The 22224-nt window shown below is 73.0% G+C and carries 22 protein-coding genes; 11 read left to right on the forward strand and 11 right to left on the reverse strand.

The annotated features are described in order from the left end of the window. Nucleotides 1–122 precede the first annotated feature (122 nt). From ACFPZN_RS21005 to ACFPZN_RS21015, 3 genes are all read right to left on the reverse strand, one after another. Nucleotides 123–1034, reverse strand: a complete 912-nt coding sequence (locus ACFPZN_RS21005; protein ID WP_378283750.1) for an SDR family NAD(P)-dependent oxidoreductase — start codon at nt 1032–1034, stop codon at nt 123–125. Continuing rightward, nucleotides 1031–2239, reverse strand: a complete 1209-nt coding sequence (locus tag ACFPZN_RS21010; RefSeq protein ID WP_378283751.1) for a cytochrome P450 — start codon at nt 2237–2239, stop codon at nt 1031–1033. Before ACFPZN_RS21010 ends, ACFPZN_RS21005 begins: the two co-directional genes overlap by 4 nt. A 411-nt stretch (nt 2240–2650) precedes the next feature. Beyond that, the gene (locus ACFPZN_RS21015) at nt 2651–3763 is read right to left on the reverse strand and encodes an ABC transporter substrate-binding protein (RefSeq protein ID WP_378283752.1); all 1113 of its coding nucleotides are present in this window, start codon (nt 3761–3763) and stop codon (nt 2651–2653) included. 272 nt (nt 3764–4035) lie between these two features. Here ACFPZN_RS21015 and ACFPZN_RS21020 point away from each other — a divergent pair, with 272 nt between their 5' ends. Further along, nucleotides 4036–5265, forward strand: coding sequence for a TetR/AcrR family transcriptional regulator (locus ACFPZN_RS21020; RefSeq protein WP_378283753.1), 1230 nt, complete (start codon nt 4036–4038; stop codon nt 5263–5265). A 164-nt stretch (nt 5266–5429) separates the two neighbouring features. Here the strand turns inward: ACFPZN_RS21020 and ACFPZN_RS21025 are convergent, their stop codons facing one another. Both ACFPZN_RS21025 and ACFPZN_RS21030 read right to left on the reverse strand, forming a co-directional pair. Beyond that, the gene (locus ACFPZN_RS21025) at nt 5430–5819 is read right to left on the reverse strand and encodes an EamA family transporter (RefSeq protein WP_378283754.1); all 390 of its coding nucleotides are present in this window, start codon (nt 5817–5819) and stop codon (nt 5430–5432) included. Continuing rightward, nucleotides 5786–6271, reverse strand: a complete 486-nt coding sequence (locus ACFPZN_RS21030) for an EamA family transporter (RefSeq protein ID WP_464042131.1) — start codon at nt 6269–6271, stop codon at nt 5786–5788. Before ACFPZN_RS21030 ends, ACFPZN_RS21025 begins: the two co-directional genes overlap by 34 nt. Nucleotides 6272–6469: 198 nt before the next feature. Here ACFPZN_RS21030 and ACFPZN_RS21035 point away from each other — a divergent pair, with 198 nt between their 5' ends. Then, nucleotides 6470–7282 (forward strand): sigma-70 family RNA polymerase sigma factor, encoded by an 813-nt coding sequence (locus ACFPZN_RS21035; protein ID WP_378283782.1) that lies wholly within the window; start codon nt 6470–6472, stop codon nt 7280–7282. A 161-nt stretch (nt 7283–7443) separates the two neighbouring features. On the opposite strand, the gene ACFPZN_RS21040 is transcribed toward ACFPZN_RS21035, so the two are convergent. Continuing rightward, nucleotides 7444–8469 (reverse strand): helix-turn-helix transcriptional regulator, encoded by a 1026-nt coding sequence (locus ACFPZN_RS21040; protein ID WP_378283756.1) that lies wholly within the window; start codon nt 8467–8469, stop codon nt 7444–7446. Between the two features lie 54 nt (nt 8470–8523). Here ACFPZN_RS21040 and ACFPZN_RS21045 point away from each other — a divergent pair, with 54 nt between their 5' ends. Genes ACFPZN_RS21045 through ACFPZN_RS21055 form a run of 3 tightly spaced genes read left to right on the forward strand, consistent with a single transcriptional unit; the run spans nt 8524 to nt 10453 of the window. Beyond that, nucleotides 8524–9150, forward strand: a complete 627-nt coding sequence (locus ACFPZN_RS21045) for a DinB family protein (protein WP_378283758.1) — start codon at nt 8524–8526, stop codon at nt 9148–9150. 38 nt (nt 9151–9188) lie between these two features. Next, nucleotides 9189–9347 carry a hypothetical protein gene (locus ACFPZN_RS21050; RefSeq protein ID WP_378283759.1) on the forward strand — a complete coding sequence of 53 codons (159 nt, stop codon included), beginning with the start codon at nt 9189–9191 and terminating at the stop codon, nt 9345–9347. A gap of 5 nt (nt 9348–9352) precedes the next feature. After that, nucleotides 9353–10453: a winged helix DNA-binding domain-containing protein gene (locus tag ACFPZN_RS21055; protein WP_378283760.1), complete on the forward strand. Its 1101-nt coding sequence runs from the start codon at nt 9353–9355 to the stop codon at nt 10451–10453. A 59-nt stretch (nt 10454–10512) separates the two neighbouring features. Here the strand turns inward: ACFPZN_RS21055 and ACFPZN_RS21060 are convergent, their stop codons facing one another. After that, nucleotides 10513–11085: a TetR/AcrR family transcriptional regulator gene (locus tag ACFPZN_RS21060; RefSeq protein ID WP_378283761.1), complete on the reverse strand. Its 573-nt coding sequence runs from the start codon at nt 11083–11085 to the stop codon at nt 10513–10515. 183 nt (nt 11086–11268) lie between these two features. On the opposite strand from ACFPZN_RS21060, the gene ACFPZN_RS21065 reads away from it, so the two are divergent. Together ACFPZN_RS21065 and ACFPZN_RS21070 are read left to right on the forward strand one after the other, a co-directional pair. Beyond that, entirely contained in the window at nt 11269–12849 is a 1581-nt protein-coding gene (locus ACFPZN_RS21065) for a beta-N-acetylhexosaminidase (RefSeq protein ID WP_378283762.1), read from the forward strand. A 150-nt stretch (nt 12850–12999) separates the two neighbouring features. After that, nucleotides 13000–13233, forward strand: coding sequence for a hypothetical protein (locus tag ACFPZN_RS21070; protein WP_378283763.1), 234 nt, complete (start codon nt 13000–13002; stop codon nt 13231–13233). A gap of 17 nt (nt 13234–13250) precedes the next feature. On the opposite strand, the gene ACFPZN_RS21075 is transcribed toward ACFPZN_RS21070, so the two are convergent. Together ACFPZN_RS21075 and ACFPZN_RS21080 are read right to left on the reverse strand one after the other, a co-directional pair. Then, nucleotides 13251–13805 (reverse strand): YdeI/OmpD-associated family protein, encoded by a 555-nt coding sequence (locus ACFPZN_RS21075; RefSeq protein WP_378283764.1) that lies wholly within the window; start codon nt 13803–13805, stop codon nt 13251–13253. Nucleotides 13806–13817: 12 nt separating this feature from the next. After that, nucleotides 13818–14255, reverse strand: coding sequence for a VOC family protein (locus ACFPZN_RS21080; RefSeq protein WP_464042135.1), 438 nt, complete (start codon nt 14253–14255; stop codon nt 13818–13820). Between the two features lie 61 nt (nt 14256–14316). On the opposite strand from ACFPZN_RS21080, the gene ACFPZN_RS21085 reads away from it, so the two are divergent. Then, a complete protein-coding gene (locus ACFPZN_RS21085) occupies nt 14317–15276 on the forward strand; it encodes a helix-turn-helix transcriptional regulator (RefSeq protein WP_378283765.1) in 960 nt (319 codons plus the stop codon). Nucleotides 15277–15458: 182 nt separating this feature from the next. Next, a complete protein-coding gene (locus tag ACFPZN_RS21090; protein ID WP_378283766.1) occupies nt 15459–16022 on the forward strand; it encodes a dihydrofolate reductase family protein in 564 nt (187 codons plus the stop codon). Nucleotides 16023–16095: 73 nt separating this feature from the next. Here ACFPZN_RS21090 and ACFPZN_RS21095 read toward each other — a convergent pair whose 3' ends face one another. Beyond that, complete coding sequence (locus ACFPZN_RS21095; RefSeq protein ID WP_378283767.1) at nt 16096–16410, reverse strand: PGPGW domain-containing protein; 315 nt, start codon at nt 16408–16410, stop codon at nt 16096–16098. Between the two features lie 168 nt (nt 16411–16578). Between ACFPZN_RS21095 and ACFPZN_RS21100 the strand changes: the two genes are divergently transcribed. After that, entirely contained in the window at nt 16579–19821 is a 3243-nt protein-coding gene (locus ACFPZN_RS21100) for a DUF4132 domain-containing protein (RefSeq protein ID WP_378283768.1), read from the forward strand. Nucleotides 19822–19918: 97 nt separating this feature from the next. Next, nucleotides 19919–20944 carry an NAD(P)/FAD-dependent oxidoreductase gene (locus tag ACFPZN_RS21105; RefSeq protein WP_378283769.1) on the forward strand — a complete coding sequence of 342 codons (1026 nt, stop codon included), beginning with the start codon at nt 19919–19921 and terminating at the stop codon, nt 20942–20944. Nucleotides 20945–20983: 39 nt separating this feature from the next. Here the strand turns inward: ACFPZN_RS21105 and ACFPZN_RS21110 are convergent, their stop codons facing one another. After that, on the reverse strand, nt 20984–22135 hold the full coding sequence (locus ACFPZN_RS21110; RefSeq protein WP_378283784.1) for an aminotransferase-like domain-containing protein: 1152 nt from the start codon (nt 22133–22135) through the stop codon (nt 20984–20986). Nucleotides 22136–22224 lie beyond the last annotated feature (89 nt).

Here is a 22224-nt window from a genome sequence, read left to right on the forward strand (position 1 = left end):
CCGCACGGCGGCCTCGTCCGGTCGCGCAGCCACCGCTGTGCACGGGCGCCGCGCGCCGCGGTTCCCGCCTTGTTCGTCGTTCCATCCGGACATCGACCACCGACCTCCTCGCTCGGTTCGGCCTACTGCGTGATGGGGGTGCTCTCGGTGACCTGGGCGCCGGTGACGTCCATGACGGTGTCGAGGTTCGCGGCGATGTCCTCGACCGACGGCGCGGCCTTGACCAGGCCCGGGGTGTGGACTACGGCGAGCCTGGCCAGGCCGCCCATGCCGGCCTGGAGGACCTCGCCGCTGAGCGGGCACGACTCGTGGGCCAGGAACGCGGCGGCCGGCGCGCACAGCTCCGGCGGCATGCTCGCGTTGATCGCCGCCATCTCCGCGGCGGAGATCGACAGCAGCGACGACAGCTCCTCGGCGTGCGAGGCCGCCATCCGGGTGGCGGCCCTCGGCGCGATGGCGTTCACGCGGATCCCGTGGGCGGCGCCTTCGGTGGCGAGGGCCCGGGTGAGACCGAAGACGGCGCCCTTGGCGGCGGCGTAGCTCGTGAGCTCGGGGATGCCGCCGAGCATCGCCTCGCTCACGGTGTTGACCACCCGCCCGTACCCGGCGGCGACGAAGTGCGGCCACGCGGCCCGGGTGACGAGGACGGTCCCGAACAGGTGAACGTCCAGCATCGTCTGGAACCGCCGGGTGGAGACCCGCTCGAACGGCGCCGGATCGTGGATCCCGGCGTTGTTGACGACGGCGTCGACGCGGCCGAACTCCTCCACCGCCGCGCCGACGATCGACGCCGCGCCGGCCTCGTCGGCCACCGAGGCGTGGCAGGCGACCGCGGTGCCGCCGGCCGCGCGGATCTCGGCCACGACCTCGTCGGCGGGCTCGGGCGAGGCGCCGCCGCCGGCCAGATCGCCGCCGAGATCGGCGACGACGACGCCCGCTCCCCGCGCCGCCAGCAGGAGTGCGTGGCTACGGCCGATGCCCCGGCCGGCGCCGGTGACGACGACCGCCCGGCCGTCGAAACGGAGCCCGTTCACGCGGCCGCACCCCCGACGACGACGGGCAGCGAGTCCCAGCCGCGCACCGTCGACGTGCTTGCGAGGCGGGCGCCGCTCCAGTCGACCTCCCACTCGGGGAACCGCTTCAGCACCTCCTCGAGCGCGACCCGGCCTTCGAGGCGGGCCAGGGCCGCGCCCAGGCAGAAGTGGGCGCCGACCCCGAAGGTGAGGTGCGGGCCAGGGGGGCGGTGGACGTCGAAGGTGTCAGGGTCGGGGTAGCGGCGCTCGTCCCGGTTGGCGGCCCCCATCAGCAGCAGCATCGCGCTCCCGGCCGGGACGACCCGGCCGTGGATCTCCACGTCGCGGGTCACGTGGCGGGCTCCGTGCGGCGCGGGCGGCTCGAACCGGAGGAGCTCCTCGACGGCGCCGGGGATGAGGGCGGGGTCCTCGGCAAGCCGGCGCCGCTGCTCGGGGTGGTCGGCCAGCACCTTGCCGGCCCACCCGATCAACCGCGTGGTCGTCTCGTTCCCGGCCCCGGCGATGATGTTGACGAAGGTGAGGATCTCCTCCCGGGCCAGCCTGCGGATCGTCCCGGTCTCGTCCTCGAACTCGAGGGTGAGCAGCTCGGTCATGAGGTCGTCGGAGGGGTGCGCGGCGCGCCAGTCGACGTACTCGGCGAAGAAGTCGCCGCTGAGGAACCCGTCACCGGTCTCCATCGGCCGGCCCTCCTCGGTCTGGAGCCCAGCGTCGACGAAGTCGCGGACCCTCTCCTGGGCCTCCTCCGGGATGCCGAGGAGCATGCCGATCACGCGCATCGGCATTTCGGCGCCCAGGTCGCGGACGAAGTCGAAGCGTCCCCGGCCCACGAGCGGGTCGAGCGTCCGCTCGGTGTAGGCGCGCACCTGGCGCTCGATCCCGGCGATCCTCCGGCGCGTGAAGACCCGCGAGACCAGGCCGCGGTGGACGGTGTGCAGCGGCGGGTCCTCGAAGATGAAGACGCCCGGCGGCATCGCGAGGCCCGAGCGGATGATCTCGAGCACCGCGCCCTTGGCAGAGCTGAACGTTTCCCGGTCCTTGAAGCAGCGCTCCACGTCCTCGAAGCGGCTCACGGCGTAGAAGTCGTGCGGTGCGTTGTAGTAGAGCGGCGCCTCGTCCCGGAGCCGGCGGAAGACCGGGTAGGGATCGGCGTTGATGTCCGGCCGGTACGGGTCGTAGTAGAGCTCGGTGGCGCTGTCGACGGTCATAGCATCATCCCCTCGAAGAGGCCGATGCCGGCGGCCTCGTTGCGCTGCTTCCATTCCTCCTTGGGCATGCGGGTGGTGTCCACGTCGGTGGCCAGTGCCCGCAGCGCCCCGACGGTCGCCCGCTCCCTGGGGGTGTGCTCGAAGGGGTCCCAGCCGAAGAAGCGGCAGGCGTTCTCCCAGGCGATGTTGTCGACGCCGATCCGGTGCCGCAGCTCCAGGCCCGACGGATCGGTGACGTAACAGGCGAGGATGTGCTCCTTGAAGACCTCCGACGGCGTTCTGCCGCCGAAGCCGTCCTCGTTTCGATGAAGTGGTCGTCGGTGCTGACCAGGATCATGTCGTCCATCTGCAAGGCGGTGCCTCCTTGTGCGCGGGCGTGCCTGCGTCCTGCCGGCACGGTCCTGGCCGGCTCTAGTCCTCGCCGAACCGTGCGACGCGGTGGGAGCGGCCGAACTCCTCCTCGGCCGCCCTCGCCACCAGGTAGCCCGCCCCCATCCAGCCCCGGCGGGTCCACTTCCCGAACGAGAGCCGGGTGCCCGGAGAGCCGCTGGCGGCCGGGAGCATCTTCACGCGCTCCAGCGCCTCCTTGACCCCCTGCGGGCTCAGCGGGTGGGCGTCGGCGAACGCGCGCAGGAACAGGGTGGCGATGTCGTGGTTGACCAGCGGAAGGAAGTACTCGGGCCGCCGTCCCGTACGCTTCTCGAAACGGTCGAGGAAGCGCCGGCCGACCTGGTTGCCCTCGTCGAACTGGTCGAGGCCGACCCACCCCAGGCAGGCCTTCCACATCACGTCGGTGAGCACGCCGTTCTGCCAGGCCGTGCCCATGTAGCGGGGCGGATCCCAGCCGAGCGCCTCGAGCGCCGGGTTGACGAAGACCAGGCCGAACCCGAACCCGCAGTGCATCAGCGCGGTCGCCCCCGACTCGTGGACCCGCCGGACCTGGGCGGTGACGTCGCGGGCGGTCTGCGGGATCCACTCCTCGGCGACGACGCGGATGCCCAGCGCCGCGCACGCCTTGCGGAGGTTGCGGACGTAGGCGTCCCCGACGAGCGACTCCTCGACCAGTGCCGCGACCTCGGTGTGGCCGCCCTTGGCCGCGAGCTCGGCCCAGAAGATCGGTTCGTCGGTGTGGGAGCCCTGGGGCATGGCGAAGGTCCACTCGCCGAGCCAGTCGTCCGACCCGGTCACGCTGATCGACGGAACGTGGAACCGCCGCTCGATGACCTCCTTGGCGGCGACGGCGTTGTCCCCGATGTTCGGCCCGAACACCGCCAGGCACCCCTGGTCGACCAGCTCGCCGTAGCCGTCGACCACCGCCTTCACGGTGCCCTTGGGCAGGCCCTCGACATGCTTGAAGACCAGCTCGACGGGGCGGTCGACCAGGCCCTGCTCCCGCCCCTCCTCGAAGACCATGTCGAACGGGACGCGGAAGTCGGCCCACATCTCGTCCGAGAAGCCGCCCGGCAGCAGGAAGTCGAACAGCACCCCGAGCTTGATGGGCTGCGCATCGCTCTCGTAGGACACCGGACGCCCCTCTCGCGGAGTCGGATGTCAACAAACATTAGGTGCGCTTGGGTGAGGCCGCAAGGGTCCTCTTTCGGGCCTGGCCGGTCGCTCGACAGCGCCACGTCCCGTCGGGTAGCGTGACGCGCCCGGGAGTGTCATCAAATCTTTGAGGTCAGCCGGTTCGAGGCTCATCACCGGGGCCGGAGCAGGGGGATTCGGGGAGCGACCCGATACCGTGTTCGCGTGGGTGCGGCCTGGCGGCCGGCGGAGCGGGTTACGGAGGAAACTCGTTGGGGAACGCAACTCGCCGTTCCGAGATCCTCGACGTCGCGGCGTCCCTTTTCGCGAGCACGGGCCTGCGGACCTCGCTCAACGACATCGCCGACGCGTGCGGCATCCGCCCCGGAAGCCTGTACTACCACTTCGAGTCCAAGGAAGCGCTGATCGCCGAGCTCGTCGAGCGGTTCCACACGGCGCTCGAACAGCTCGCCACCTCCGCCTCGGCCGGACGTTGGAGCGAGAGCGCGCCGAGCGACGCGGTGGTCGCCTTCGGGCAGGAGATCGCCGACTGCGCGGTGCGGCATCGCGCCGCGCTGCTCCTGAGCCTTTTCGACGCGCCGGCGGTGGCGGTGCCGGAGTCGCGCGACGTGGCCGGCCGGACGCTGCCGATGGTCCACGAGGCGATGCACGGCCTTCTCCGCGTGGCGGAGGAGCAGGGCGAGCTACGCGGCGGCCTCAACCTGGACGCGGTCGCCGACCGCGTCTGCCAGAGCATGTTCCACGTCGGCATAGGCGTCTACCACCGCAGCCGCGGCGGACGACTCGTTCCCGAGCTGAAGTGCAGGATCATCCTGGACGGCCTCGCGGCCCGCGAGGACGGGGAGCCCCTCGACGGCAGCGACGCCCACCGGGTCGCGGACCAGGTCATCGAGGGGTGGAAGCACACGGAGCCGGCGAGTGGCGACCGGGCCGCCCTGATCCGGGCCGCGGCGCGGACGGAGCTCGCCAAGCGCGGCGTCGAGCTCACCACGATCCGGGACGTGGCGGCCGCGGCCGGGGTCGACCTCCGCGCCGTCTATCGAGTGGTCTCCTCGAAGGAGGAGCTCCTCATCTCGGTCCTGGGCGACTACGCGACCGCGGTCAGCGACGGATGGACCCAGGTGGTCGAGGCGACGGCGTCCCCCATGGAGAAGCTCGACGCGCTGCTCTGGCTGAACGTCAACGTGCTCGACCGCTTCCACGAGGAGCACCGGATCCAGACGCTGTCGCTGAAACAGATCCCGCCCACGAGCGAGAACCTTCCACTGACGTTCGGCACGCAACTGCGCCAGCTCGGGGAGATCCTGGCCGCGGGCGACCGGGCGGGCGTCTTCCGCTTCACCGACATGCCCGCGGACACACGGGCGCGCAGCGCCTTCTCGCTCGTGTGGACCCCGGAGAACCTCGTGCGCCGCCTCGGCCCGGAAGGCGCGCACGAACTGGCGCGCGACACCGTCCTCCGCGGCATCGGCCGCACCTGACCCGGCCGCGCAAAGCGGAAACGATGTCCAGATCCACGCGGTCGACGAGCCCACCATGATGTGCCGGCTGGAGCCGTCCTGCCAGGACACCCGCCGCGCCCCAGGACCTCAAGGACGCCTTTGGCCGAGGCGGTGATGGGGCTTCTTTCTGTACGCGGGTGACCTCACTGGCCGCGACGATGGGACAGGCGGTCATTGACGAGCACGCCGGTGCTGCTCACCAGGATCAGCGCGGCGCCGGCGGCGGTGAGGGCGCCGAATGGTCGTCCCATCAGGACCAGGAGCGCGGTGGACAGCAAGGGGGTGGCGTAGCCGATCGGGCTGAGCCGCTCGGCGCCGCCCCGCGACATCGCGTAGGTCCACAACGAGTACCCGGCGGCCATGGGTCCGACCCCGGCATAGAGCGCCGCCGGCCAGGCGTCGGGCGGCGGCCAGGGCGCGTCCTGCAGAAGTGTGATGCCTGCGGCCAGCAGGGCCCCGGTCACGGTTGCCGGTACCAGCAGTTGGACCGACGAGACCTTCAGCCGCCCGCTCGCGACGGTGTAGAAGGCCATGCACCCTGCCGAGCCGAGCGCGGCCAGGTACCCAGGCCCGCTCCGTCCAGCCGCACGCCGTCCGAGGCGAAGATCAGCACGACGCCGCAGAAGCCCAGGAGCGCCAGTGGTACGCCTCGGCGCGCCTGGGCCGAGGGGTGTGTCAGCGCCAGCAGCAAGGCCGCCATGAGCGGCCACCCGTAGGCGATGACGTTGGCCGCCACGATCGGTGCGGTCGCGAAAGCCAGGTACTGGAGGAAGATCGTCCCGGTGAGGCCGATCACCCCGACCAGCAACGGCTGAGCCCCCATGGCCGCGACGGCGGCCGCGTCCCCTGTCCGTCTCCTCGTGATGGCGTTTCCCGCGAACAGGACGGCGGCCGCCACCGCGAACTGCAGCGTCAGCAACTGGTAGACGCTGAGGTGCTCGAGGGCCTGGTCCGCCGCGTAGGCGTTGGTCGCCCACAACGCCACCGCCCCCAGTGCGGCGGCGGTGCGCGCACCGTCCGCGGCCTGCGAGGCGCTCAGTTGGATGCCTCGGCTGGGAGGTAGGAGGGCACCTGGTTCTCCTTTACGTCCCGAACGTACTCCTTTTGTACATGGGGTGGTCGTCGCTGTGACGGCGGGAGCGGCCGGCCGCTCCCGGAGATCCAGCGCTCCTACCTTCACTCGATCGCGTTCCGCATGCTCGGCTCGCACGCCGACGCGGACGACGCCGTCCAGGAGGCATGGCTGCGGCTCGCGCGGACGGGCCGGAGCGGCATCGAGGATCTGCGCGGCTGGCTCACCACGGTGACCGGCCGGATCTGCCTGGACGCGCTTCGCAGGCGCGAGGTGCGGAGCGAGCAGCCGCTCGAACTCGTCGTCGGCGCCCTTCCGCGGGAGGCGGTCGGGGACTCCCGGATCGATCCCGAGGAGGAGGCCGTGCTCGCCGACTCCGTCGGCTTGGCGCTGTACGTCGTCATGGACGCCCTCACCCCGGCCGAACGTGTGTCGTTCGTACTCCATGACGTCTTCGAGGTCCCGTTCGACGCGATCGCGGCCATCCTCGGCCGGAGTACCGCGGCCACCAAGATGCTCGCCAGCCGGGCCCGGGAGCGGCTGCGGCTGGGCGCGTCCACGGAGGGGGCCCATGCCGCGGCCAGGGAGGTCGTCGAGGCGTTCCTCGCGGCGGCCGGCAGGGGCGACGTCGCCGGACTGCTGACCGTGCTCGCCCCCGAGGTCGAACTGCGGGCACGGGGGCCCGAGGGCACCGCCGTCGTCCACGGCGCGCACGAGGTCGTGGCCCAGGCGACAAGGTTCGCGCGCCCGGACGCCCACGCGCATCCGGCGCTCGTCGACGGCGTCCCGAGCGTTCTCATCACCGTCGGCGGACGGTCGGTCACGGTCATGGCCTTCACGGTCACCGACGGTGCCGTCACCGTGATCCGCGGGCTGACCGACCCGGCCCGGCTGGGCCAGGTCGTCCCGTCGTGGGTCGCGTGACCGTGCGTGGTCGGTGGCTCGCCGAGTCGAGCGTCGAACAGCGGCCGCCGTACCGGGCGGTCCCTGAAGGTTCTCCTCGTGGGACACCTGCGGAGGCATCTGCCCGATCCGCTCTGGACGGCCCCCCGCTCCCCCGCCTGGGGGTTCAGCCCTTGCGGGGCCTAGGTTCGACGATCGGGGGCGTGATCTTGCCCGGGTGGGCCGGTCGCGGCGTTGGCGTAGCGGCGGGCCAGGAGCGCGAAGGCGTCCTTCAGCTCGGACGGGCCTACTACCTCGATGTCGGCGTCGAACCTGCCGATGCCGGCGGCGAGGCTGGGCCATGACCACGACCCCAGGACGAGCCGGCAGCGGTTCGGGCCGAGTCCCTCGACGACCCCGTCGCGGATGTAGCGGGACACCTCGGCGGCGGGAAGGTCGAGGATGACCTCGCCGCGGCAGGGCCAGCCGCCGGAGCCGCTGGAGCCGCGGAATTTGTCGGCGACGAAGGCGGCCACCTCGCCTCCGGGCAGTTCGCGCGGGGTGAAGCGGGGTCCTGTGGGGATGCGCGGGCTGATCCGGTCGGCGCGGAAGGTGCGCCAGTCCTCGCGGTCGAGGTCCCAGGCGACGAGGTACCAGCGCCCGCCCCAGGTGACGAGGTGATGGGGCTGCACCCGGCGCGGCGGGGGCTGCGCGGCGTCGCCGTCCGCCCCTGGCGGGGATGCGGGAGCGTAGTCGAACCGCAGTTCCCCGCGGGCGTGGATGGCGGCGCTGAGGGCCGTGAGCACGCTGCTGTCGACCTGCGGGGCGGGCCGCGTCGCGGGGCGCTCGACGGCGGTGACCTGGAGGGTGTCGATCCGGTGGCGGAGCCGTGCGGGCATGACCTGCCGGACGGTGGTCAGCGCGCGTGCCGCGGCTTCCTCGATGCCGGCGCCGGTGGTGGTGGCCATCTGGAGTGCGACGGCGAGGGCGACGGCCTGCTCGTCGTCGAACAGCAGCGGGGGCAGGTCCGCGCCGGCGTCGAGCCGGTACCCGCCGTCGGGACCCTTGGTGGTCACGATCGGGTAGCCGAGCTCGCGCAGGCGGTCGACATCGCGGCGCACGGTGCGCGGGCTGACCTCCAGCCGTTCGGCCAGGAGCGCCCCCGGCCAGTCCCGGCGCGCCTGGAGCAGGGACAGCAGTGCCAGCAGTCGCGCTGATGTCTTCGGCATGACTTCGATACTGCCCTGAGAAGCGGACACTCCCTGACCGCTACTCCTGCGACCGTGGATCTCGTACCGAACACCGAGAACGACCCGAAGGGTTCGACCACTGTGACCGTCACCGCGACGCCTCCCTCCACCCTCGACGGCGAGCGGGCCGACCTGCTCGCCGTGCTCGCGGCCGCGCGCTCGACCCTGACCGGCGCGACGCGCGACCTCGGCGACGAGCAGGCCGGGGAGCGCCCGACGGTCAGCGCGCTGTGCCTGGGCGGGCTGATCAAGCACGTCGCGTCCACCGAGGAATCGTGGATGCGCTTCGTGGTCGAGGGCCCGTCGGCGATCCGCTACGACCTGCCGGACGGCGTCACCTGGGCCGACTTCGCGGCCGGTACCGCCCGCGAGATCCCGCAGTGGGCGATTGATCACCAGAACGAGTTCCGGATACTGCCCGGTGAGACGCTGGCCGGCATCCTCGAACGCTACGAGCGGGTCGCCGCCCGCAGCGAGGAGATCATCGCCTCCGTCCCCGACCTGTCGGCGGCGCACCCGCTGCCGGAGGCGCCCTGGCACGAGCCGGGAGCGGTACGCAGCGTGCGCCGGGTGCTGATGCACGTCATCGCCGAGACCGCCCAGCACGCCGGGCATGCCGACATCCTGCGCGAGGCGCTCGACGGCCGGACGTCGACCTGACCGGTGAACGACATAACGGAATCGAAGGGAACGTCACCGTGAAGACGCACGAGGCGGGGCGGACCGGTGTCCGGGTCAGCCCCCACCGCCGTCCGGGCACCAGCACGTCCGGCCAGGCCAGCGGCACCGAGCGCGTACTTGACGGCGGTCCGCGCGCGGGGTTCTTCTCCTCACCGGCCGTCAACCGCGCGGCATGAGCGCGATGACCGTCCTCGATGCCCGGGCGCTCAACCGCGCGACACTCGCCCGCCAGTTGCTGCTCGATCGAGCCGACACGCCGGCTCTCGACGCCGTCGCGCACCTGTGCGGGCTGCAGGCACAGGAGCCGCAGGAACCGTTCGTCGGGCTCTGGTCGCGGCTGCACGCGTTCGACCCGGCGGTGCTCTCGGACCTGCTGATCGGGCGGAGCGTGGTGCGGACCCACCTCATGCGCCGCACCGTCCACCTCGTCTCAGCGGACGACGTTCTGGCCTGGCGGGCCCGCCACAACGCCATGCTGCGCCAGCGCGTACTCGGGACCTACCGGCGCGAGCTCGCCGGCGTGGACCTCGACGAGCTCGCGGCAGCCGGGCGGGCGGTGATGGCCGACGGCGAGCCCCGCTCGATGACCGAACTCGCGCGGGCGCTGGCCGACCGCTGGCCGGCGCCGGGACCGCGGGCGCTGGGCGAGATGCTGATCGCCGCCCTCGTACCGATGGTGCAGCTGCCGCCGCGCGGGTTGTGGCGCACGAGGGCCGGCGTTCGCAACGTCCCGCTCTCCTCGTGGCTCGGGCGTGAGATCGACCCGCCGGACCCGGACGGCTCCGATCCGGTCGGCCAGGTGCTGGTACGGCGGTATCTGGCCGCGTTCGGCCCCGCCGCCACGGCCGACCTGCGCGCCTGGTGCGGCCTGGCCGGACTGCCGGCGGCGGTCGCGGCGCTGCGCGAGGAACTGATCACCTTCCGGGACGAGCGGGGCCGGGAACTGCTGGACCTTCCCAACGCACCGCGCCCCGACCCCGACACGCCCGCCCCGGTGCGGTTCCTGCCGGCCTTCGACAACGCGATCCTCGGCTACGACGACCGCAGCCGGATCATCGACGACGCCCACCGCGGCCTGTCGGTCGCCGGCGCCCGCGTCGTCCTGGTCGACGGCCGGGTCGCGGCGACCTGGACCGTCGCGGACGGCACCGTGACCGTCACCCCGCTGCGCCGCTTCTCCCGAGCCGACCGCACCGCCGTCGCCGAGGAGGGGCAGGCGCTGGCGTCGTTCCTTTCCGACAACGACAGCCGGCGCGTGCAGATCGCCGCGGCTCCTGGTTGATGGAATCGCGGTTGCGGGTCGCCGGTCCGGATGCCGTCGCGCGGTGGCTGGTGCTGCGCCTATGAACGGATGGGCGTTTGGGCGGTCGGGCCGAGCAGCGCGTCTGCCACGGTTGTCCAGGCGTCGGTGAGGCTGAAGGTGTCGGGGTCGAGCAGCCAGTGCGTCTGAAGACCGTCGAGCACGGCGAGGACGTGGCGGACGAGGGCTTCATCGCCGGCGGTGGTGTCACTTCGCGCGAGTAGCCGTGCGAGTTCGGTGGGGCGTTCCCGGAAGAAGTCGTGGGCGGGATGTTCGGGATCGATCGCTTCCGCCTGGACGACGGCGTAGAAACGGGCGCGCTCCGGGCGAGCGGCGTTGTAGCCGACCACGGTGTCCAACGCCTCCCGCAGCGTGCGCGTGGACGCCAGCATGGCCGCCAGCTCGGCCCGGTCGGACTCGTCCCGCAGCCGCAAGGCCGCGACCAGGATCTCTGGCATCCCGCTGAAGTAGTGGAGCAGGCCGGGCGCGGTCATGCCGCAGTGGCCGGCGAAGGCCCGCAGGGTCAGGCCGCAGTAGCCCTCCTGAGCGATGACCTTCATCGCGGTCGTGAGGATGTGCCGCCGCCGGAGCGCCGGGGCGAGTCGGTCGGTCATCGAGCTCCAGGGTTCGCCGGGGTGGCGGGCTCTTGTCAGCAACGCGTCCGCCAGCTTAGTATCCCCGCTATCTAACATCTGTTAAATAGTGTTCGAATGGGGAGTTGGGCGCGTGACCATGCCTTCCCGCAGGTTGAGTGCTCAGAGTGTTCGATGCCGGGCGGCCGCCACGGCGGTGCGGTGATGGCGGAGACGCTCCTGGGTCTCATCCCTTCGCCGGTGACGGCCCGACGGGGCGAGGGCGAGCTCGTCCTGGCGGAGGCGCGCACGCTGTCGCTGGGTGATGCCGCGCTGCTCCCGCTGGTCACGAGGTTTCGTGACACGCTGCGGTGTCTGACCGGCATCGAATTGCCGGTACCCCGTGTGGAGGAGGCCGTCTCCGCTCGTCCCGCAGTACGGATCGAGTCCGGCGCGGACGGTGTCCGGGAGCTTGCGGTGCCGGGCGGGCGGCGTGCCGACGACGGCGATGCCGGATGCGAGTCCTATGCGCTGGAGGTCGACCGCGAAGGGGTGCGGGTCCGGGCCGGGGAGGCCGAAGGTGTGCACCGCGGGCTGACGTCGGTGGTGCAGCTGGCCGGGTCCGGGGGCGGCCGCGTGCCGTGCGGCAGGGTGCTGGACGCGCCCCGATTCGCCTGGCGCGGGCTGTCGTTGGACGTGGTCCGCACGTTCCTGCCGATCGACGAGGTCAAACGCGTCATCGACATGCTCTCGCTCTACAAGATGAACGTGCTCCACCTGCATCTGACCGATGACGAGGGGTGGCGGCTGGAGATCAGCTCCTGGCCTCGTCTGACCGAGATCGGCGCACGCGGTGCCCGCAACGGCCGGCCGGGCGGTTACTACAGCCGGGAGGAGTTCCGCGACCTGGTGGCGTATGCGCGTGAGCGGTTCGTCACCATCGTGCCCGAGATCGACGTGCCCGGCCACGTCGGCGCGGCGCTGGCCGCCCACCCGGACCTGGCGCACCGGCCCGTGGCCGGCCCGCCGACATCGTTCGGCAGCCTGGCCCCCGGCTCCGACCTGGTCTGGCGTTTCGTGCGCGAGGTGCTCACCGAGGGCGCCTACATCCACATCGGCGGCGATGAGGCGTTCGGCATGACCGATGACGACCACGCCCGGTTCGTCTCCGGCGCCGTGCGGCTGGTGCGAGAACTGGGGAAGAAGGCCATCGGGTGGCAGGAGGCCGTAAGAGGCGATCTGGGCCCGGACGAGATCGTCCAGTACTGGATCGATTTCGCCGCAGAAGCCGCCGCCCGTGATGTGTCGCAGTTCCCGGCCGACCTGGCGTTCCTGGCGACGATGTTCGCCAAGGCCACCGGTGACCTGCCCGAGGCAGCCCGGAAGAGGACGGGCGTGCTCCTGTCGCCCAACGCCCACGCCTATCTGGACCGGCCCCATGGCGACCCGTCCACCGACCCTTCCCAGGAGGCCGGGCGCGGCCGGCTCGGATTGCGGTCGTATCCGGCCACATCCCTGGAGGCCTTCGCCGATTGGGAGCCGCTCGACGTCGCGCCGGGGATCGACCCGTCGGTGATCGTCGGGGTGGAGGCGGCGCTGTGGTGCGAAACCGTCCAAGATGCCGACGACCTTGAGCAACTGCTCCTCCCCCGGCTGCCCGGAGTGGCCGAGGCGGGGTGGGCACCGCCGGGCGGTTTCAGCTGGGAACGGCACCGCACAGGACTGGCCCGGCACGCCGGAATGTGGAGGCGCGCGGACTGGGGCTGGTATCACGCCGCTTCGGTGGAATGGCCGCCCGCACCATGACGGCCGGCAGGTCCGTCCCGAAGGTCCTGTCTCGTGACCACGCCGCTTCCGCGGTCACGGCGGTCTTGATGAGTCCGTTCCCGAATGCCGCGCTCATCCCCCTGCGAGGTCCTCATGGCATTCACTCCGGCTGATCAGCCACCCGCCGGCGTGCCCCTTGATCCCGGCCACCGAACCGTCGACCCGCCGCGGGTGGGCGCCGCCTATATCTGGCTCATCGTCGTGGCCACCTTCGGCGTCTACATGGCGTTCATCACGCCCATCGCGATCTCGCTGGCCATCAGAGTCGCCCAGCTGTCCCCCGGCCACGAGGAATACCTCGGCTACATCACCGGGGCGGGGGCCCTCGCGGCCTGTGAGGAGAATCAGACCGGGTGCGGGTGAGCGGCGGGTCGGCCGAGTCACCGGCGGGGGTTCGACAAGGACGCGATGATCCGGTCGAGTTGGACGGCTCGGTTCTCGGGTGTTCTGGCCTTCATGAGGCGCAGGAACAGGGCGTACCGCTCGGTCCTGCCGAGTTGCCCGAACCGGGCCCGGGCCCGTTCGTCGTCCGCGAGGGCTGCCGCCAGGTCGGGTGGGACGGTGGCGTTGCGCTGAGACTCGTAGGCCGCGTCCCAGCGGCCGTCGGCCTTGGCGGCCAGGATCGCCGCAAGGCCTGGCTCGCGCATCCGCCCGTCGGCGATGAGCGCCTCGACCTTCTCGACGTTGACCCTGGACCATGCGCTCCCCGATCGGCGCGGCGAGTAACGCTGCAGGTAGTGGTCCTTGTCGTGGGCCTTGCGCTGGCTGTCGATCCAGCCGTAGCACAGGGCGACGTCCAGGGCCTCGGCCGGCGTGATCGAGGTCCTGCCCGAGCCCTTCTTGGCGATCTTCAGCCAGGCTCCGGCCTCCAGTTCGTGGTGCCCGTCCAGCCAGGACTCCCACTGGGCGGCGGCGGCGAAGTCGAGTGCCTCCATGGGGTCTCCCGCCTACGATCCGGCCGGTTCGCCGGCGAGAACGTCCAGGTAGTGGGGGTTGTACATGATGCCGAGGACGTTGCCGAACGGGTCGACCACCGAAGCGGTGACGAACCCCGCGGTCCCCCACTCCGTGATGGGCTGGTGCGGCCTGGCGCCCATCGCCAGGAGGCGGTCCAGGGCGGCCTTCACGTCGTCCACATGCCAGTGCAGGACGGCGCCGGCGGGGCCGCGCGCCGCGCCGCCCGGCGCGTAGCGGCTGTCGATCAGGCCCAGTTCGTGCTGGTAGTCGCCGATGCGGAACTCGACGTACGCGGGCCGCCCGTCCGGGCCGGGCCGGTCGAAGTACGGCTCGACGCCCAGCAGTTCGGTGTACCACTGCCTGGCCGCCTCCAGGTCGTCCGCCCAGTAGTTGACGGTGGCCATTCCTCTGAGCATCCCCTTGTTCATGCCGCGCACGTTACGGGGCCTTGTGGAACCTCTGGTTCCTCAACGGTGGGAGACTGGAAGAATGCTGGAGACATCGGTACGGCTCCTGCGGTTGCTGTCGCTGCTGCAGGGACGGCGCGACTGGTCGGGCGCCGAGCTGGCCGACCGGCTCCAGGTGACCTCCAGGACCGTCCGCAACGACATCGGACGGCTGCGCCTGCTGGGCTACCAGGTCGACTCGACCACCGGCACCGCCGGGGGCTACCGGCTCGGTTCGGGTGCCGCCCTGCCGCCGCTGCTGCTGGACGACGAGGAGGCCGTCGCGGTGGCCGTCAGCCTGCACGCCGCCGCCGGGGGCACCGTGACCGGCATCGAGGAGGCGTCGCTGCGGGCGCTCGCCAAGCTCCAGCAGATGCTCCCGTCGCGGCTCGGCCACCGCATCGAGGCCGTGCGCGCTGCCACCGTGTTCGTGAGCAGCGGCGCGCCCGCCGTGGAGTCGGGCACGCTGACGGCCATCGCCGCGGCCATCCGCGACAGCGAGCAGTTGCGGTTCGACTACCGGGGCGGCGGCCGGGACGCGAAGTCCGTGGTCCGGGCCGCCGAGCCGCACCGCCTGGTCTTCACCGGGCGGCGCTGGTACCTGCTGGCCTGGGACTGCGACCGCGACGACTGGCGGACCTTCCGCGTCGACCGCCTCCGCCCCCGCACGCCCAACGGGCCCCGTTTCACTCCGCGTGAGCCCCCGGGCGGTGACGCGGCCGCCCATGTCGTACGCGGCGCGGGCTCCACGGCCTGGCGCCACCAGGCCCGAATCCGCTTCCACGCCCCCGAGTCGGCCCTCGCCGAGCGTCTCACTCCGGCCGCAGGGCTCCTTCACCGCGTCGACGACGGCACCACGATCCTCGAAACCGGGGGCGACAGCCTGTACGAGCTCGCCACCTTCCTGGGCTCGCTCAACGTCGACTTCACCGTCCTGGACCCGCCCGAGCTGCGCACCCTGCTCGACACCCTCGCCGACCGCTACAAGGCCGCGGCCCGGTGACCCCGCGGCCAAGGCGTGCCGATCGCGTCCTGGACACCGTCAAGGCCGCGCAGGCGCGGAAGCGGTCGTACCGGGCGGAAGCCGTAAACAATCCGTAAACCGGTTCCGCCAGGCTACGAACACAAGGAAACAGTGGGCCGGGCAGGCCCGCTGCTCCGCGGATACGGCGAGGGGCAAGCATCATGCGCACGTTCAAGCTTCAGGTCCAGACCACGGTCGACGGCTACATGGCCGGACCGAACGGCGAGATGGACTGGCTGACGCTCTCGTGGAGCGACGACGTCAGCACCTACATCAACGCGCTCACCGAGACGGTCGACACCATCGTGCTGGGCCGCAAGCTCGCCGAGGGCTTCATCCCGGCCTGGGAGTCCGGCCCGGAGGGCGAGGACCAGGCGTCCATCGACTGGATGAACAACACGCCCAAGGTCGTGATCAGCGACACGCTCACCGAGTCGCCGTGGAAGAACGCGGTGGTCGCGGGCGGCGACCTCGCCGAGACCGTGAACGGGCTCAAGGCCCGCCCGGGCGGCGACATGATCGCCTACGGCGGCGGCGCCTTCGTGCGGAACCTGATCGCCGCGGGGCTGCTCGACGAGCTGCACCTGTTCGTCAACCCGGCCGCGATCGGCACCGGGATGCCCGTGTTCCCCGCCCTGGACGCCCGCCAGCCGCTTCGCCTGGTGTCGGCGCGGCCGTTCGAGTGCGGGATCACCGCGCTGCACTACGAGCCGCGGCGCCCCTGACGCGACGTCCGCTGCGGCTCGACGACGAGCACGACGACGCCGGTTCGCCCGGTGCCTGCGGCGAGGGCGCCGATCAGGCGGTCGTCTTGGCCTTCTTGGGGGGACGGACCTTGTGCCAGGCGGCGCGGATATAGCCCTGGAGCCGTTCGCTGACGCGGCGGGCGGCGGGGAACTCGGTGCCCAGCAGCCCGAGTCCCGCGAGGATCGCCACCACCCCGGGACCGGGCAGCACCATCATCACGATGCCCGCGAGGATCAGCAGGACGCCGCCGACCGCTACGGCGATCTTGCGGGCCAGCCGCAGGCGGGTCCGGGGCCTGACGTCCCCCGCCGGAACGACGTCGACTGCGGTCCCGGCGGTGGTCTGGTCGGGCGCGGTGCTGGGCACGGAAGCTCCTCACTGGACGTGGCTCTTGTTCCTACAGACGTCCGGAACGGCGCCGGCGACTGTCCAATCCGCCGCATTGTGATCATCGCCACAACCCTGTCCGCGGCTGTTCCGGCGGCTGCGCGGGGCGCGGTTCGTTGTCGGACGTGGCGCCTACGGTGTGGCGGCATGGACGAGGACTCCTTGGTCGTGCCGGTGCCCTGGCGGCGCCGGCTCCATCCGCGCCGCGGCGGGGCACCGGGGCCCGCGGTCAAGCTCGATCCCGGCGCGGGCGCGGCGCTCCGCGACAAGATCGCGGCCGGGGCCGCGGAGGTCGGCGAGCTGCTCGGCAACCCGCGCAGCGACCCCGGGCTCGTCGCGGCGGGCCGCCGCCACCTCGACGGCGGGGACGACCCGCTCGGCGCCGCCGTGGCCGGCCAGATCGCGATCCGCCGGGAGGACTGGCGGGACGATCCGCACGCCGGGCTCGTGGACGCCTGGTGCGCCGACCACGGGATCGCCTACGCGGCGGCCGCGGTCGCCGCGATCAGCGTGGCCGAGCCCACGTGGAGGTGGATCGAGCGGGGGACGGTGTCGGAGGCGTGGGTGACCCTGCGGGACCCCTGGCAGGAGCACGGTCACTGGTACGGCACCCGCGGCGCGCTCCGCCGGATGCGCGCCGTTCTGGCCGCCGCCGGTGACGCCGAGTACGAGGAGGCCGTCGCCCGCCTGGCGGGCTTCCGTGACAACTTCCTGCTGCGGCTCGTCACCGCCTACCTGGTGCCCACCCGGCGGGACTGGGTGGACGAGTGCCTGGCCGAAAGGGGCGGCGCGCGGCGCGCCGCGTTGCACTACATGCACGACTGGATGCTGTGGTGCTCGATCGGGTCGGCGGCGCAGTTGCCGGGGCTCGGCCCGCTCGGCTGGTACGGCACGCAGGCCGATGTCGCCAACACCGCCGTGGAGGGCGTGGGCGCGGCCATGGCGCCGTTGCTGGCCGACGCCTATGACACGGCGCGCAACGTGCCGGGCCGGCGCCACACGTCCGAGCTGCTGGCGGTCATCCCGACCGACGAGGCGTTCCAGGCGTTGGCCGACCGGGCCGATCGAGACCGGGTGCGCCCCGCGCTGGCCGCCGCGATGAAGCGTTTCCCGGCCAGGGCCGCGCGGCTGCTGCCGCCCGCCGCGGCCGGGACCGGCAAGGCCGCCGCGATCGCCGCCGAGTTGCTGGCCGAGCACCGACTGACCCACCCCGACCTGTTCCCCGGCGGCGAGGGGACGGGCGCGCCCGGCGGGGCGGCCGTCCCGGACGCCCGGAGCTCCGATCTGCCCGGCACGCTCGCCGATCCGCCGTGGGAGCGCGACCGCGCCCGCCCCGGCGCCGTCGTCATCGACGATCCGGTCGCGCTGGACTACACCGCCGTCACCTGGAGGCCCGGCGAGCGCGAGTCCTGGGCGGTCTCCTCCCTCTGGGAGACGGAGAGCCACTGGGATCAGGAGATCGCCGACTTCGAGACGGGCACCCTGACGGACCGGAGGGCGGCGGACCTGTTCGCCGACGGCCCCGAGGAAAGGGTTCGTCCGCTGTTCCGCCGCTGGTCCCCCCGCGAGATCCACGTCATCAGGTGGCGCGCGCGGCGCCTGGCGGCCCGGTACGAGCTCGATGCCGTCCCGCTGCTCGTCCGCGCCGCCGCCGAGCATTCCGGCGACCGCCAGGAGGCCCTGCTGCCGTTCGTGACGCCGGAGGTGGCGTCCCTGATGGCCCGCTGGGCGCTGCGGGTGAAGTCGGCGCGGCCGACGGCGGTCGCCTGGTTCGAGCGCCACCGCCTCGCCGCCGCGCTGCCCCTGATCCCGGTGGCGCTGGGCCCGGTGGGACGGGACCGGCACGCGGCGGAGGCCGCCCTCCTGCTCATCGCCGCCCGGGAGGGCGCTGAGCCGATCGTGGAGGCCGCCCGCATCCACGGAAGGGTGGCGGCGGACGCGATCGCCGATCTCATGCGCACCGATCCGCTCGACCTCGCGCCGGCCCGTCCCTCGAAGATCGGCGAGTGGGCCGAGCCCGCCCACCTTCCCCGGGTGCTGCTGGAAGGCGGTGACCGGGCGCTGCCCGCCGCGGCGACGCGCCACCTGCTGACGCTGATGTCGCTGGTGCGGCCCGGGGTCGGGTACGCCGGCGTGGACGAGGTGCGCGAAGCCTGCGACGAGGCGTCGCTGGCCGAGTTCTCCTGGGCGGTCTTCGAGCGCTGGCAGGGTGCCGGAGCGCCCTCCGGGGACGGCTGGGCGCTCACCCAGCTCGGCCGGTTCGGCGGCGACGACGCCGCCCGGCGGCTGACCCCGCTGATCAAGGCCTGGCCGGGGCGGAGCCTGCACAAGAGGGCCGCGGCCGGGCTGGAGGTGCTCGCCGAGATCGGCACCGACGTCGCGCTGACGCACCTGCACGGGATCGCGCAGAAGCCGCGCTACAAGGGGCTCCAGCGCCAGGCGGAGGAGACGGTCGCCCGGGTCGCGGCCGAGCTGGGGCTGTCGGGCGACGAACTGGCCGACCGTCTCGTGCCCGATTTCGGGCTGGACGCCGCCGGCAGCATGGTCCTGGACTACGGCCCGCGCCGCTTCACCGTGGGCTTCGACGAGCAGCTCAAGCCGTACGTGCTGGACAAGCGGGGCAGGCCGCGCCGGACGCTGCCCAAGGCCGGCGCGAACGACGACCCCGGCCTGGCGCCCGCCGCGTACAAGCGGTTCGCGGCGCTGAAGAAGGACGTCCGCACGGTGGCCGCCGTGCAGATCCGGCGGCTGGAGACCGCGATGATCGAGCGCCGCCGCTGGCCGCCGGCCGACTTCCGGCGCCTGCTGGCGGGCCATCCGCTGCTGGGGCACCTGGTCCGGAGGCTGGTGTGGCAGACGGGCGACGGCACCGCCTTCCGGGTGGCCGAGGACGGCACGTTCGCCGACTCCGCCGACGACGCCCTCGTCCTGCCCGGCGGCGCGTGGGTCCGCATCCCCCACCGCCTCGACCTGACCGGCTCGGTGGAGGCATGGGCCGCGGTCTTCGCCGACTACGAGATCGCGCAGCCGTTCGCCCAGCTGGGCCGTCCGGTCCACGAGCTCACGCCCCAAGAGCGCGAGACGGGCGACCTCGCCCGCTTCCAGGGGGTCCGGGTGCCGCTCGGGCGGCTGCTGGCGCTGGAGCGGCAGGGCTGGGAGCACGAATCGCCGGGCGACGCGGGGATCGTTGCCGGGCTGTCCCGTCCCCTGCCCGGAGGTGCCAGCGCCGTGATCGGGTTCGAGCCCGCGGTAGCGATCGGGTACCGCGACCCCGCCGAGGAGGTCACCATCGGCGCGTGGATCTCCGGGGGCGCCGCCGCGCTGGACTCGATCGCCGCCTGCGAGCTCCTCGCCGAGCTGACCGCCGTCACCGGGATCCCGGAGGCCTGACCGCCCGCCCACGCCCGGATTTTGCCGGAACGGCAATGAATGTTGCCATACCAGGTTCGCGGGACGCACTCTCTCCCGTGAACGGAGGTATGGACCCATGAACGAGTCGAAGCGCTATGACGTCGCGGTCATCGGCGGTGGCGCCGCCGGGTTGGGCGGGGCGCTGGCGCTGGCGCGGGCGCGCCGTTCGGTGCTGGTCGTCGACGCGGGCCGGCCCCGCAACGCGCCCGCCGCCCACGCGCACGCCTACCTGGGGCGCGAGGGCACTCCGCCGGAACGGCTGCTGGCCGACGGGCGCGCGGAGGTGGCCTCCTACGGCGGGGAGGTCGTCTCCGGTGAGGTCGCGTCGGCCGAGCGCCTGGACGGCGGCGGTTTCCGCGTCGTGCTGCGGGACGGGGCGGCGGTGGAGGCGTCCCGGCTGCTGGTGACGACCGGGCTGGTGGACGAGTTGCCCGACGTCCCCGGCCTGGCCGAACGGTGGGGGCGCGACGTGCTGCACTGCCCGTACTGCCACGGCTGGGAGGTGCGGGACCAGCCGATCGGCGTCCTGGCCACCGGCCCGCTGGCGGTGCACCAGGCCCTGCTGTGGCGGCAGTGGAGCGAGGACGTCGCGCTCTTCCTGCACAGCGGCCCCGAGCCGGGCGACGAGGAGTACGAGCAGCTCGCGGCGCGCGGGATCGCCGTGGTGGACGGGCTGGTCACCGGCCTGGAGGTGAGGGACGACCGGCTCGAGGGGGTGAGGCTGGAGAGCGGCCGGGTGATCCGCCGCCGCGCCCTGGCCGTGGCGACCGGGCTCGACGTCCGCGCCGATTTCCTGGCGGGCCTGGGGCTGGCGACGGTGGACCTGGAGATGGGCGGGCAGGTGATCGGCACCCGCGTTCCGGTCGATCCGTCCGGGGCGACCGAGGTCCCCGGGGTGTGGGCGGCGGGGAACGTGGTGGCGCCGACCGAGCAGCTCATCGGGGCGGCGGCCGCGGGCGTGCGGGCCGGGGCGGTGATCAACGCCGACCTGGTCGCGGAGGAGACGCGGTGGGCGGTCGCGGCCCGGCGCGAGCCGTTCTCCGCCCAGGCGGAGCGTGAGGCGGCCGAGTCCGTGCTCAGCGACGCCCGCCACGGCCTCTAGCGCCGCCCGGCACGGGACGTGCGGCGTCCGGGAGCGGTGTCAGGAGCGCTCCCGGACAAGGGCGGCCAGGGTGGCGACGGCCTCGTCGATGGCGCCCGGCGGGGTCGCCGCGTAGCCCATGACCAGGCCCTGCCGGTCGCGCCGCCGGCTGTGCCAGGACAGCGGGTGCACCTTGACGCCGCGGGCCAGCGCCGCCGCGGCCAGGTCGGTGTCGCGGAGATCGCCGCCCGGGCCGCCGCCGCCGTCGAAGGTGATCATCAGGTGCAGGCCGGCGGCGGCGCCGTGCACGACCGCGCCGGGAAGGCGGGTCCCGATCGCGCGGATCATGGCGTCGCGGCGGCGTCGGTGGCGGCGGCGCAGGAACCGCAGCTGGCGCTCCAGCTCGCCGGACTCCATGAGGCGGGCCAGCACCAGCTGGGGCAGCGCGGCGTTGCCGAGGTCGGCGAAGCGCTTGGCGTCCACGAGCGCGTCCCGGTGGGCCGGGGGCCCGACGATCCAGCCCACGCGCAGCGCGGGGGCCAGGAGCTTGGAGACGCTGCCCGCGTAGCAGACGCGCTCGGGGAGCATCGCGCGCAGGGCGGGCACGGGAGGGCGGTCGTAGCGGTGCTCGGCGTCGTAGTCGTCCTCGACGACCAGTCCGCCGTCCGCGGCCCATCGCATCAGCTCGCGGCGCCGCTCACCGCCGAGCACGACGCCGGTCGGGAACTGGTGGGCGGGGGTGACGAGCACGGCGGGGGCGCCCTGGGCGCGCAGCTCGTCGACGCGTACGCCGTCGCCGTCGACGGGCACGGGCGGGGTGCGCAGGCCCCAGTGCTCGAGGTGCTGGCGGGCGCCGAGCGAGCCCGGGTCCTCCATGGCCACCTCGTGGATGCCCGCGTCGCGGAAGACCTGCGCGAACAGGCCGAGCGCCTGGGCGGTGCCGGAGACGACCAGGATCTCGCCCGGGTCGGCGGTGATGCCGCGGTTGCGGGCCAGCCAGCCGGAGACGGCCCGGCGCAGTTCCAGGGTGCCGCGCGGGTCGCCGTAGCCGAAGCCGGAGGCGGCCAGGTCGCCGATGACGGCGCGTTCGGCGCGCAGCCAGGCCGCGCGGGGGAAGGCGCCCAGGTCGGGCAGTCCGGGCGACAGGTCGATCCGGGCGGGTGCCTCGCGGAGCGCGTCGTAGACGTCGGCCCCGGGCTCGGCGTCGAACAGAGCTCCGGGTGCGCGCGAGGAGACGGCCCGGCGCGGACGGCGGCGGGGAGGCGGTGACTGGGGCGGCCACGATGATGGTTCCGCGGCGG

Source organism: Actinomadura rugatobispora, from assembly GCF_042656285.1.
Lineage (GTDB): Bacteria > Actinomycetota > Actinomycetes > Streptosporangiales > Streptosporangiaceae > Spirillospora > Spirillospora rugatobispora.